We start from the raw sequence: 12,662 nt of genomic DNA on the forward strand, positions 1-12,662 counted from the left end.
CCAACAAAGCTCCCCCCGACCCCCGAAGGACCGACCATGTTCGCGACCACCGGCCTCCCGCCCACCGGCACCGACGTCGAGCGCTCGCCGCTCGCGCTCGGCACCCTCATAGCCTGCTGTCTGGCCGTGTGCCTGGCGCAGATCGGCGTCGCGATCCCGGCGACCCTCAACGGCCTGTTCCAGCAGGACCTGCATCCTGTCGGCTCGCAGCTGACCTGGATCTCCGACGCGTTCCTGCTGCCGGTCAGCGTTCTGGAGCTCACCTTCGGCGTGCTGGGGGACCTGTTCGGCCGCAAGCGCCTGCTGATCGGCGGCGCCGTGCTGCTGGGCCTGGGCGAGTCGGTCTCGGCGGCGTCGCACGGCGTCCACGCGTTGTGGGCCGGCCAGGCGCTGTCCGGGATCGGCGCCGCGGCGCTGTTCCCGACCTCGCTGGCGATGATCGTCGCCGGGACCCGGGGGCACGGCGAGCGCGCGCGGCTCATCGCGCTGTGGGCCGGGCTGCTCTCGGTCGGCGGCGCGCTCGCGCCGGTGCTCGGCGGGTTCACCGCCGCGCACGGGTCCTGGCGCTGGTCGTTCGTCGTCGTCGCGGTCGTGGCCGGCGTCAGTGCCCTGACCAGCCTGCTGCTGGCCCGCGACTCCCGCTCGCCGGGCGGCCGCTCGCTCGACCTCGGCGGCCAGATCACCATCGGCGTCAGCCTGTTCGCGCTGCTCTACGCCGTCATCCAGGGCCCCTCCGACGGCTGGGGCTCCGGTCCGGTCGTCGCCGGGTTCGTCGTCGCGGCGCTCTTCCTGGCACTGTTCGTCGTCGCCGAGCGCCGGGCGGCCTCGCCGTTGCTGCGGCTGGGGATCTTCGCCAACCACGGGTTCGCGGTGGCGTCGGTGGTGGCCGTGGTCGGCATGTTCAGCTTCCTCGGCACCGCCTACGCCACCTCCATCCGGCTCGGTCCGATCCAGCACCAGAGCCCGCTGCGGACCTCGGTCGCCTTCCTGCTCCTCAACGGCCTGACCCTGCTGCTGATCCCGGTGACCTCGCGGCTGCTGGCCCGGATGCCGGCCCGCTGGCTGCTGGCGATCGGCCTGCTCCTGATGGCCGCCGGCGACTTCCTGGCCGCGACGCTACCCGTCGGCGACCGGACGCTGACCGTGCTGGTGCTGCCGCTGGGTCTGGTCGGCACCGGGTTCGCCTTCACCGTGTCGTCGATCACCGCGACCGCGGTCAACACGGTGGAACCGGCGCTGGAGGGGATGGCCAGCGCCACCACCAACCAGCTGCGGGACTTCGGGTTCACGCTGGGCCCGGCGGTGGTCGGGGCGATCGCGCTGAGCAACGCCGCGTCCGGGTTCCAGGCCCGGCTCGGCCGCTCGTCGCTGGACCCGGCCGTCAAAGCCGCGGCGTCGCACGTCATGGCCGAAGGCGGCCCGCTGGCCGTGAACTCGGTCCCGCCGGACTCGCCGCCCGGACACGCCGGGCCGCTGGCCTTCGACGCGCTCGGGCACGGCTACTCGATCGGGTACCTGGTGTGCGGTGTCGCGGCGCTGGCCAGTTGTCTGCTGGTGGTCGGTGCGCTGCGTCGCGGCGACGCCGAGACTGTGCAGTAGAAAACAAAGCAGTAGAGACGCCAAGACTGTGCGGTAGTAGGAAGGGGAAATGACCGAACCCGGCGGGAGGACGGCCGCCGACCGGCTCCTGGCCGTGCTGGCGGCGTTCGACCACGCGCACGCGGCGCTGACCCTGACCGACGTCAGCCGCCGCGCCGGCCTCACGCTGCCCACAGCGCACCGCCTCGTCGGGATGCTCACCGCCTGGGGCGCGCTCGAACGCGACGCGTCGGGGGCATACCGCATCGGCCTGCGGCTGCTGGAGCTCGCCGCGCTCGCCCCGCGCGGCCTGGTGCTGCGGGAGGCCGCCATGCCGTTCCTGGAGGACCTGTTCGAGGCCACCCACGAGAACGTCCAGCTCGCGGTACGGGACGCCGCGGAGGTGGTCTACGTCGAGCGCATCGCCGGACGCTCGGCGGTCGGCGTGAAAACGCAGGTCGGGGCACGCTGGCCGCTGCACGCCACCGGCGTCGGCCTGGTGCTGCTCGCCCACAGCCCGGCCGGCTTCCAGGACGGATACCTGGCTGGGCCGCTGGCCTCCTTCACCGACCACACCGTCACCGATCCGCAGCGCCTGCGCCGGATGCTCGCCGAAGTCCGGCACTCCGGCTGCGCGGTCAGCGAGCGCCAGATCACCGACGACGCGCTGTCCGTGGCCGCGCCGGTCCGCGGTCCGCACGGCGACGTCGTCGCCTCCGTCTCCGTGGTCGTCCACGCCGCCGGCGCGCGGCCGAACGCGCTGATCCCGGCGCTGCGCGTGGCCGGCGCGGGCATCTCCCGCGCCCTGGGCTGGCAGCCGCCGTGGCAGCCGCCGACGGGGGCTTCCGCCTGACGGAAGTCGTGTTGTCGCCGAATGCGGGCGTTGCGACGCTCGACGCGACACCGCGCTTCTCTCCTCTGGAGTCCTCCCATGGCCACAGCTTTCGCCCGCAACCAGTGGTACGTCGCCGCCTACGGCAGCGAAGTCGGCCGTTCCTTCCTGGGACGGACCGTCCTCGGCGAACCGATCGTGTTCTACCGCACGGCGCAGGACGGTCGCGCCGTCGCGCTCGCAGACCGCTGCGTCCATCGCCGCTACCCGCTGTCCGAGAGCCGCCTGGACGGAGACACGGTCGTCTGCGGCTACCACGGCTTCACCTACGACACGTCCGGGACCTGCGTCTCCGTCCCCGGCCAGCAGCGCATTCCGCGAACGGCGCGCGTCGCGTCCTATCCGGTCGAGGAGCTGGACTCGTTCGTGTGGGTGTGGATCGGCGATCCCGAACTCGCCGACGAGAAGCTGATTCCGCGGGCCCCGCACATGACCGACCCGGACTTCGTCACGGTCTCGGGGATGGAGCCCGTCGACTGCGACTACGGTCTGCTCGTCGACAACCTCCTCGACCTCTCGCACGAGACCTACCTGCACGGCGGCTACATCGGCACCCCGGAGGTCGCCGACACGCCGATCACCACCGACGCCGACGAGCAGGCCGGGATCGTCCGCGTGGCCCGGCACATGATGGACGCGGCGTGCCCGCCCTTCTACGCGAAGTCGACCGGCATCCAGGGCCGCATCACGCGCCTGCAGGACATCGAGTACTTCGCGCCGTGTCTGTACCTGCTGCACAGCCGCATCACGCCGGCCGGAGAGCAGAGCCCGGCGTTCCGCACCGAGATCACCTATGCGATCACCCCCTCGGCGCCCGGCGCGGTCTACGACTTCTGGGCCGTGTCGCGGAACTTCGCCACCGACGACTCCGAGGTCACCGAGTTCCTTCGCGACTTCAACCACCAGGTCGTGATGCAGGACGTCGTCGCGCTGAACATCCTCCAGAAGGCCCTCGACTCCGAGCCGGCGGGTTACCAGGAGCTCAGCATCGGTATCGACGCCGGCGGGCTGGCGGCGCGCCGGATCCTCGCGCAGCTGGCCGCGCGGTGAGCGTGAGTCAGGGCTCTGATCTATCGCACGCAGTCGTCGTCGCGGAACGCCGAGACGAGGCCGAGGACGTCGTCACGCTGACGCTGCGGCGCGCGGACGGTTCCGCGCTGCCGCCTTGGCTACCCGGTGCGCACGTGGATCTGGTGCTCGGCAACGGTTTGGAGCGTCAGTACTCGCTGTGTGGGGACCCGTCGGACGCCGGCTCGTGGCGCGTAGCAGTGCTGCGGGAGCCGGACGGACGCGGGGGATCGGAGTACGTCCACACGCAGCTGTCGGTCGGGACCCGGGTTTCGGTCCGCGGGCCGCGCAACCACTTCGAGCTGCTTTCTGCCGAGCGCTATCTGTTCATCGCCGGCGGCATCGGCATCACGCCGATCCTTCCGATGATCGCCGCGGTTGAGGCTTCCGGCGCGCAGTGGTCGCTGTTGTACGGCGGACGGAGCCGGTCCTCGATGGCGTTCGTCGACGAACTGGCCCGCTACGGCGACCGGGTCGTCCTCCGTCCGCAGGACCGGCACGGCCTGCTCGATCTCGCCGCGCACCTCGGCGCGCCCAGGCCGGGGACCAGGATCTACTGCTGCGGGCCGGGCGGCCTGCTCGACGCGGTTGAAGCACATTGCCGCACCGCCGGGTGGCCCGAACCGCACGTCGAGCGCTTTCAGCCCAAGGCGGACGCTGCGACTGGCGCTGCCCGGCGGTTCGAGATCGAGCTGTCCCGTACCGGCCGCACACTCGACGTCCCGGCCGACGCCTCGATCCTCGATGTCGTGCGCGCTGCCGGCGTGCCGGTCCTCTACTCCTGCACCGAGGGCACCTGCGGCACGTGCGAGACCGACGTCCTGGACGGCGTCCCCGACCACCGCGATTCCGTTCTCACCGGTGCGGAGCGCGCGGCCGGGGACACGATGATGATCTGCGTGTCGCGGGCGAGGACCGACCGGCTGGTTCTGGATCTTTGACCGGGAGTGCGGCGAGGCAACCGGGCGATTGCGTGGTCGCTTACGTGGTTTCGCCGATGTGGAGAAGCACAAGAGACGCGAAACTCAGTGCTTCACAACCCCGACCTTGATCTATATGGAGTCACGATGGCACAACAAGCCACCATTCAACTCAATGGGCGGCACAGCCCCATGGCATGGCTGCTCTACCTGACCAAGCTCACCGTCGAAATCGACGGCACGCCGCAAGCGGGCTCCTGGGGAGACCGCGCCATCCCGGTCGCCCCCGGTCGGCACGAGGTGAAGGTCTACTTCAAGTACATCACCAAGTCGCGCTGCTGCGAAGCGTCGGCGAAGGTCGACGTCGCCGACGGTCAGACCGTCGCCATGGAGTATCGGAGCCCGATGATGATGACCTCGGCCGGCCGCCTGACGGTTCTTGGCTGAGACGCCCGGGGAGCGTCCGATGACGCGGATTTCGCAGCAGGGCGCGGGCGGGCGTCCAGGTGTGGTCGGCCGGCTCCCGCTCCGGTACGTTCTCTGGCCCGCCGCCTTCCCCGGCGCATCCCGGGCCCGGGTCCCCGCGCACGCGCTGGCCGTACTGGTGGTCCTGGCCTCGGTGTGTGTGTCGTTCAGCCTCTTCTACTGGGCCGACGATCCACAGGTCGTCCACGGTGTCGGCGCGGCAGCGGTATGCCTGCCGATACCGCTCCTGCTGATGTGCGCCACGCTGGTCGGCGCTCTGCGGGGTCGGCGCGAGGCAGGGTACGCACTCCTGGTTGCCGCAGCCTGGGTGATGTCTGCGCTCATGGCCCCCTGCGCGGTGCTGCTTACCTGGCTGTCGAACGACAACGACTACTGCACGGCGAATCTCCCCGTGCATCCCCTCGCGGGAAGCGTCGTGCCGCTGTGTCTGGTGGCGGCGCTGGCAGCCGGATCGTCGGCCGCGTGGATCGTATGGACGCTGTCACGCCGCCGAGCGCAGCCCGCCGCGTTGTACGTCGTGTGGCTCGCCACGGTCGCCGCCACCATCGTGCTGGCCCTGGCCGCGCCGCTCCACGCGGCTCAGACCTGCGGCACGGCGAGCTGATCAAGCGGGGCGTCGGCGTCCTGCGGCTGTTGTCGTGAGCGGTGCTGTCGCGAGTGGCGCTGTCGTGCGGAAAACCCGCTCCAGGAGCACGGTGCGCGGCGGTACGTGCCGATTCTGAAACAGTTTCGCTGCCCGGCCTGGCAGGGGCCTAACATCGCCTTGAGGCGCGCGAACCTGACGTGCCTCGCATCGCTCCACCACCCCTGTGGGTGGATTGCGGGAGGCGGGGGATCATGAGATTCGGACTGCTGGGGCCTTTAGAAATACACATCGACGCGCGCCCCGTCCCGCTGTCCGGTGCGGGCCCCCAGACCGTCCTGGCGCTCCTGCTGGCCAGCGCGAACCAGGTCGTCGGCACCGAGATCCTCGTTGATCGCCTCTGGGGTGACGCCCCTCCGCGGGCCGCCGTGGGTTCCCTGCACAACCATGTGATGCGCCTGCGCAAGCAGCTCGGACCGCAAGCCGGGGCGAGGGTGCGAACCCTGTCGCCCGGCTACGTCATCGACGTCGCCGCCGACGAGCTCGACGTGTCCGTTTTCGAGCAAGCCTGCCGCGACGGGCACCAGGCGCTCGCCGAGGACGATTGGATGAGTGCCCGCCTGGAGTTCTCGCAGGCCGTCGGGCTCTGGCGCGGCGAGCCGGGTGCCGGGCTGCCGGACGGCATCGTCCCGGAGGCCGCCGTGCAGCGGTTGCGCGAGATGCGGTGGTCGGCCCTGGACGGCCGGATCACCGCCGACCTTCGGCTGGGCCGCTACAGCCAGGCGCTGCCGGACCTGCGGATCCTCACCGTGGAGAACCCGTTCGCGGAGGACTTCCACGCGAAGTTGATGCTCACCCTGCACCAGGCCGGGCGTCAGGGCGAGGCGCTGGCCGTGTACCAGAACCTCCGCAGAAGCTTGATCGACGAGCTCGGAGTCGAGCCCTCGGCCCGTGTGTCGGCCCTGAACGAGCGGATTCTGCGCGCCGATCCCGAACTCCGGGGCGACGACGTCGACCATGATCTGCCGGGATCGGCATCGGCATCGGGATCGGCATCGGCATCGGCATCGGGATCGGTATCGGCGCCGGTCGGGACTCCGCGCCGACTCGACGCCGTCCCGCGGCCCGTGCCGGGGCAGTTACCCCGGGACGTCCGGGACTTCACCGGGCGGCAGACGAGTGTCGCAGAGCTCTGTGAGCTCTTGCTCGAAGGCGTCGCGGACGGTCCGGCACGGCCGGTCGTGGTCTCCGCGGTCACCGGGACCGGAGGCGTGGGCAAGACGACGCTCGTCCTGCATGTCGGCCACCGGGTCCTGGCGGACTATCCGGACGGCCAGCTCTACGTCGACCTGCGCGGCACCAGCGACTCACCACGCGATCCGACCGGGGTTCTCGCCGACATCCTGCGGGACCTGGGCGAGCCGACCGGGTCCATCCCCCAGGACGCGGCGTCCTGCCAGGCCAGGTTCCGCTCGGTGACCGCCGGTCGCAGACTGCTGATCGTCCTGGACGACGCGCGGGACGCGGCGCAGGTGCGGCCGCTGCTGCCGGGCAGCGGTGCCTGCGCGGTCCTGGTCACCAGCCGCGGCCGGCTGCCGGGCCTGGTCGGCGCGGTCGGACTGAACCTGGGGGTCCTGGCCCCGGCCGAGGCCAGGGAGCTGTTCACCTCGGTGGTCGGCCCGGCGCGGGTCCGCGCCGAGCCCGAGTCGGTCGAGCAGGTCCTGCGGTTCTGCGGCGGCCTGCCGCTGGCCGTCCGGATCGCGGCCTCGCGCCTGGCCTCCCGGCCGACCTGGACCATCGCCGCGTTCGCGGCCCGCCTCGCCGACGAACACCGCCGGCTGGACGAGCTGCGGGTCGAGGACATGGCGGTGCGGGCCAGCTTCCGGCTGAGCTACACCAGCCTGCAGGACACCGACGATCCAGCCGGGGTCAGCGCGGCTCGGGCGTTCCGTCTGCTCGGGCTCATGCCCGGCCCGGACTTCGCCGCACCCGCCGCCGCGGTTCTCTTCGACGAACCACTGGACCGCGCCGAGGACGTGCTCGGTTCCCTCGTCTCCGCCAACCTGCTGGAAGAACCGTCTCCCGGCCGCTTCCGCTTCCACGAGCTGCTCGGCACGTTCGCCACCGAACTGGCCTGGTCCGAGGAGCCCGCGGCGTCGCGCGACGCCGCCGTGTCGCGCCTGCTCGGATGGTACGTCCACACGACGGTGGCGGCCGAGAAAAGCGCCCGCCCCTACCGCATCAGGGACACGAAGATTCCTGACGTCCCCGAGGTCCCCGGCCATCCGGCTCTCGAGTTCGACTCGTACGACCAGGCGATGCGCTGGTACGACCAGGAGCGAGTGAGCCTCGTCGGGGCGGTGGCGCTGGCCCGCCGAGTCGGGCGTCACGACATCGCCTGGCAGCTTCCCTATGCGTTGTACGGGTACTTCTACCTGAGCAATCGCGCGGCGGACTGGATCGCGACCCATGAATCTGCGATCGCCGCGACCCGTGAACTCGGCCATGAACACGCCGAGGCCATGATGTGGCACAAACTCGGCAACGCCTACCACACCATGGACAGGAACACAGACGCCTTCGGATGTTACGAGCGCGCACTCGTCGGCATGCGGACATTCGGCGACCGCTTGGGCGAGGCGAACACCTTGACCAACCTCGGCATGCTGAGCGCCGAGCTCGGCCGGCACAGCGACGCGCTCGAGTACAACGCACAGGGCATGAAACTCCACCGGGAGCTCGGCGATCTGGAAGGACTGGCAAGCGACCTGAACAACCGTGCCGAGGCGCTTCGCAAGGTCGGTCGGCTGCCGGAAGCCGCACAGACGGCAGCCGAGGCACTCGCGTTCGTGCGCGAACACGGCCTCCGCGCCGATGAGGTGTACCTCCTGATCACCTCCGGCGAGATCCACGAAGCCCGCGGCAAGGACCAGGAAGCCCTCGACGACTTCCAAGCCGCTGCCGAACGCGCTCGCGGCATAGGCAGCCGCCGCCTGGAGGCGATCTCCCTGGACCTGGCCGGCCGACGGCTGGCCGCCTCCGGACGGACATCCGAGGCCGTCGACGCCTGGCGCAAGGCGCTCGCCATCATGACCGAGACGGGCGACCCGGCCGCATCCGACGTCGCGGACCGACTCCACTCCGCCACGAGCCACGTCGAGGACGATCAGTAGTCTCCGGCCTGTGCCTGCCGGGTCGCGATTCCGCACCCCGGCGCGGCTCGGTGGCCTGGGCCGACTTCCTCCACTGAGAGCGGTGTGAGACCAGCGTTAGGCCGGCGTTAGGCGCCTCTGCGACGTTGAAGCGCACGCCAAGCCGAGTCAGTCGTCGTCGGCGCGGCCCCTTGTACTCGCAATGAAATCACGATGGGAGCAGATTTCCTCATGTCTAGATTCACGCGCCTGGGCTCGCTGAGCGTCCTGGCATCCCTTCTCGTCGCCGGCTTCGTGACCGCGCCGGCGCACGCCGACTCGCCGTCGGAGTGCGCGGACACGTCCAGCACCAACGGACCGATCGCGGGGTGCATGGCCGCCACCCGGGCCGCCCACTGGCTGAGCCTGGGCCTCCCCTACAGCACCACCCCCGGTAGCTCGGGCATCGGCAACTACCGCGCCGACTGTTCCGGCTTCGTCTCCTACGCGCTGCACCTGTCCGACACCAGCCCGACGCTCGGCGGTCTGGTCTCCGGCCAGATGTACGAGTCCAACGGCTTCAGCGACGTGGCCAAGGGCAACCTGCAGCAGGGCGACGTCCTCACCAACCCCTCGTCCGGGTCCGCCGGCCACGTCGTCTTGTTCGACCACTGGGCCGACAGCAGCGAGGGCAGCTACTGGGGCTGGGAACAGACCGGCAGCGGCACCCAGTACCGCGACATCACCTATCCCTATGACGACCCCAACGCGGGCACCTTCTACCCGGAGCACTACAGCAACCTGACCGGCCCTCGGCCGGCTGCTCCGTCGGTGTCGATCACGTCTCCGGCGGTGTCGGGGCTGGTCGGCGGGAACGTGACGGTGTCGGCTTCGGCGTCGGATGGGACTTCGGGAGCTGCGTTGAGCACGCAGTTCTATGTTGACGGAACTGCCTATGGGTCGGCGGTCGGCGGCTCCTCGCCGTCGATTACGTGGGATTCCAGTGCCGTCAACGGCACGCATACTTTGACCGCGGTCACGACGGCTTCTCTGGGTAGCGGTAGCGCGAGTACGACGTCTGCGGCGGTGGCGGTGAATGTGCGCAACCGCTTCCAGGCTGCGTTCACGGCCTCTGGCGGCAACATCCTGTACCTGTACGGCAACGGCAGTGGTGCGATCGAGGGCTCCACGCCGGTCGGCGTCGCCCCGGGCACTCATCCGGCGGTCACTGAGCTGGCCGGTGGCGGTTTCCAGGTCGCGTTCACGGCGAACAGCACCAACCAGCTTTATCTGTACGGTGTGGGACCCGGCTCGGTGACCGGCGCGACTCCGGCCGGCGTGGCCGCGGGTACCAGCCCGGCGATCACCGCGCTTCCTGGCGGCGGGTTCCAGACGGTGTTCACCGCCTCCGGCGGCAGCAACACGTTGTGGCGTTACGGCTCGGGTGCTGGTTCCTACACCGGATCCACCCCGGTGGGTGTCGCCGCAGGTACCAGTCCGTCGGTCACGACCCTGTCCAACGGTTCCATCCAGGTAGCGTTTACCGCTGCCAGCACCAACAAGCTGTACCTCTACGGTGACGGCTCCGGCACGACTGACGGCGCGACCCCGGCGGGCGTGGCCGCGGGCACCAGCCCGGCGATCACCGCCCTTCCCGGCGGCGGGTTCCAGACCGTGTTCACCGCCTCCGGCGACAACACGCTGTGGCGCTACGGCCTGGGTGCCGGCTCCTACACCGGATCCACCCCGGTCGGTGTCGCGGCGGGTACCAGCCCGGCAGTGACCACCCTGTCCAACGGTTCGATCCAGGTGGCGTTCAACGCTGCCAGCACCAACAAGCTGTACCTCTACGGTGACGGCCCCGGCACCACTGACGGTGCCACCCCGGCCGGCGTGGCCGCGGGCACCGGTCCGGCTATCACCGCGCTTCCTGGCGGTGGCTTCCAGACCGTGTTCACCGCCTCCGGCGGCAGCAACACGCTGTGGCGCTACGGCCTGGGTGCCGGTTCCTACACCGGCAGCACCCCCGACGGGGTCGCCGCGGGAACCAGCCCCAGCGTCAACTGAACAACGGCGATCACCCGCTGACCACGTGGTGGCCTGAGGCGCACCCAGCGCCCCGGGCCACCACGCTGACTCAGGGCCACAGACCACCACGCCACCCGATCACATCAGAGCTGTGACCATCCACGTCTGAAACAGTCTTCGAAGGATCCAGAGCATGCCAATACATCGCAGAATCCGAAGATCGGCTTCGACCGCCGCCGTCCTGCTGACCGCCCTCGCGTGTGCCGGAGCGATCGCCGCGACGCCTGCGGCGGCGGGCTCGACGCAGTCGACCACCGCCTGGCAGGAGAACCTGAGCCAGTCGCACGTCGGCGACGTCAACACCGTGTGGACCGGCCACGCCCTGACCGTTCGCGACCACGGGTTCCGGCCGGCGGCCGGAAAGTCCGGCGGCTACGGCCTCGCCCTGTTGCCGGCGCATCAGCTCGCCGCGCCGACGGACCGGGTCGCCGTGGCCACGACCGATCAGACCCCTGCGGGCACCCACGTCGACGTGGACGTGCGCGGGCAGCGGACCGACGGGACCTGGACCGAGTGGATCTCGGCCGCAGCCGCCGGCCCGACCCGGCTGGCCGCGACGGTGACCGACGTCCAGACCCGGCTGATGCTGCACGGCACCGCGTCCGGGCTTGAACCGGCCGTCACCGCCGTCACCGTCACTCCCGCGCCGGCTGATGCAGCCGGGATGAAGGCCGCCACCGCGAACGTCGCGGCCGCGGCCACGCCCCTGTCCTACAAGGTATTCGCCACCGACGAGAACGACGTCGGCGGAACCACCTCCAACGGTCACATCATCCAGCCGAACGACCACTTCGTCGCGCTGCCGTCCACGAACGTGATGTCCCCGCTGAACAGCGGCGAGTACTCGGTGCAGGTCTGCGCGGTCAAGTGCGTGACCGCGCCGGTGTGGGACACCGGCCCCTGGGACATCCACAACAACTACTGGGATCCGGCGTCGCAGCGAAGCGAGTTCACCGACCTGCCGCAGGGCAAGCCCGAAGCGCAGGCCGCGTACCAGGATGGCTACAACGGCGGCAAGGACGACTTCTACGGCCAGACGATCCTCAACCCGGCGGGCATCGACCTGGCCGACGGCACCTTCGCCGACACCGGTCTCACCGACAACGGCTGGGTCACCGTGACCTACCTCTGGACCGGTTCCGCCCAACCCCCGGCTGCTCCGTCGGTATCGATCACGTCTCCGGTGGCGTCGGGGTTGGTCGGTGGGAATGTGACGGTGTCGGCTTCGGCGTCGGATGCGACTTCGGGGGCTGCGTTGAGTACGCAGTTCTATGTTGACGGGGCTGCCTATGGGTCTGCGGTCGGGGGTTCGTCGCCGTCGATTACGTGGGATTCCAGTGGGGTCAACGGCACGCATACTTTGACCGCGACTACGACGGCTTCTACAGGTGGCGGTAACGCGAGTACGACGTCTGCGGCGGTGGCGGTGAACGTGCGCAACCGCTTCCAGGCTGCGTTCACGGCCTCTGGCGGCAACATCCTGTATCTGTACGGCAACGGTACTGGTGCGATCGAGGGCTCCACGCCGGTCGGGGTCGCGCCGGGTACTCATCCGGCGATTGCTGAACTTGCTGGCGGCGGTTTCCAGGTTGCGTTCACGGCTAACAGCACCAACCAGCTTTATCTGTATGGCGTCGGACCTGGCTCGGTGACCGGTTCTACGCCGGCCGGTGTCGCTGCGGGCACGAGTCCGGCTATCACCGCCTTGCCTGGTGGTGGGTTCCAGACGGTGTTTGCCGCCTCTGGTGGGAACACGTTGTGGCGTTACGGTTCTGGTGCTGGTTCCTATACCGGATCTACGCCTGTCGGTGTCGCTGCGGGTACCAGTCCGGCAGTGACGACGCTTTCCAACGGCTCGATCCAGGTGGCGTTCAACGCTGCCAGCACCAACAAGCTGTACCTCTATGGTGACGGCC

General features: G+C 70.0%; 9 protein-coding genes. All 9 read left to right on the forward strand.

Translation table 11 applies throughout. From position 1 onward, the window contains the following. Positions 1-36: 36 nt before the first annotated feature. On the forward strand, positions 37-1,599 hold the full coding sequence (locus GWK61_RS46195) for an MFS transporter (protein WP_194919205.1): 1,563 nt from the start codon (positions 37-39) through the stop codon (positions 1,597-1,599). 49 nt (positions 1,600-1,648) lie between these two features. Beyond that, entirely contained in the window at positions 1,649-2,431 is a 783-nt protein-coding gene (locus tag GWK61_RS46200; RefSeq protein WP_194919207.1) for an IclR family transcriptional regulator, read from the forward strand. 78 nt (positions 2,432-2,509) lie between these two features. After that, complete coding sequence (locus GWK61_RS46205) at positions 2,510-3,520, forward strand: aromatic ring-hydroxylating dioxygenase subunit alpha (protein ID WP_194919209.1); 1,011 nt, start codon at positions 2,510-2,512, stop codon at positions 3,518-3,520. A gap of 2 nt (positions 3,521-3,522) precedes the next feature. Then, on the forward strand, positions 3,523-4,479 hold the full coding sequence (locus GWK61_RS60200) for a PDR/VanB family oxidoreductase (protein WP_194919212.1): 957 nt from the start codon (positions 3,523-3,525) through the stop codon (positions 4,477-4,479). Between the two features lie 126 nt (positions 4,480-4,605). After that, positions 4,606-4,905, forward strand: a complete 300-nt coding sequence (locus GWK61_RS46215; RefSeq protein ID WP_194919214.1) for a hypothetical protein — start codon at positions 4,606-4,608, stop codon at positions 4,903-4,905. Positions 4,906-4,924: 19 nt separating this feature from the next. Beyond that, positions 4,925-5,548: a hypothetical protein gene (locus tag GWK61_RS46220; RefSeq protein WP_194919223.1), complete on the forward strand. Its 624-nt coding sequence runs from the start codon at positions 4,925-4,927 to the stop codon at positions 5,546-5,548. Positions 5,549-5,781: 233 nt separating this feature from the next. Next, on the forward strand, positions 5,782-8,700 hold the full coding sequence (locus GWK61_RS46225) for an AfsR/SARP family transcriptional regulator (RefSeq protein WP_194919216.1): 2,919 nt from the start codon (positions 5,782-5,784) through the stop codon (positions 8,698-8,700). A 210-nt stretch (positions 8,701-8,910) separates the two neighbouring features. Beyond that, positions 8,911-10,725 carry an Ig-like domain-containing protein gene (locus GWK61_RS46230; RefSeq protein WP_194919218.1) on the forward strand — a complete coding sequence of 605 codons (1,815 nt, stop codon included), beginning with the start codon at positions 8,911-8,913 and terminating at the stop codon, positions 10,723-10,725. Positions 10,726-10,879: 154 nt separating this feature from the next. Then, the coding region (locus GWK61_RS46235) for a DUF8814 domain-containing protein (RefSeq protein ID WP_194919221.1) at positions 10,880-12,662 on the forward strand (1,783 nt) is incomplete at its 3' end.

It is taken from the genome of Catenulispora rubra, from assembly GCF_015356825.1.
GTDB classification, from domain to species: domain Bacteria; phylum Actinomycetota; class Actinomycetes; order Streptomycetales; family Catenulisporaceae; genus Catenulispora; species Catenulispora rubra.

What these genes read in the sequence shown, in the direction of transcription:
- GWK61_RS46195 (WP_194919205.1), top strand. Translation starts at nt 37, where the DNA reads ATGTTCGCGACCACCGGCCTCCCGCCCACCGGCACCGACGTCGAGCGC.
- GWK61_RS46200 (WP_194919207.1), top strand. Translation starts at nt 1,649, where the DNA reads ATGACCGAACCCGGCGGGAGGACGGCCGCCGACCGGCTCCTGGCCGTG.
- GWK61_RS46205 (WP_194919209.1), top strand. Translation starts at nt 2,510, where the DNA reads ATGGCCACAGCTTTCGCCCGCAACCAGTGGTACGTCGCCGCCTACGGC.
- GWK61_RS46215 (WP_194919214.1), top strand. Translation starts at nt 4,606, where the DNA reads ATGGCACAACAAGCCACCATTCAACTCAATGGGCGGCACAGCCCCATG.
- GWK61_RS46220 (WP_194919223.1), top strand. Translation starts at nt 4,925, where the DNA reads ATGACGCGGATTTCGCAGCAGGGCGCGGGCGGGCGTCCAGGTGTGGTC.
- GWK61_RS46225 (WP_194919216.1), top strand. Translation starts at nt 5,782, where the DNA reads ATGAGATTCGGACTGCTGGGGCCTTTAGAAATACACATCGACGCGCGC.
- GWK61_RS46230 (WP_194919218.1), top strand. Translation starts at nt 8,911, where the DNA reads ATGTCTAGATTCACGCGCCTGGGCTCGCTGAGCGTCCTGGCATCCCTT.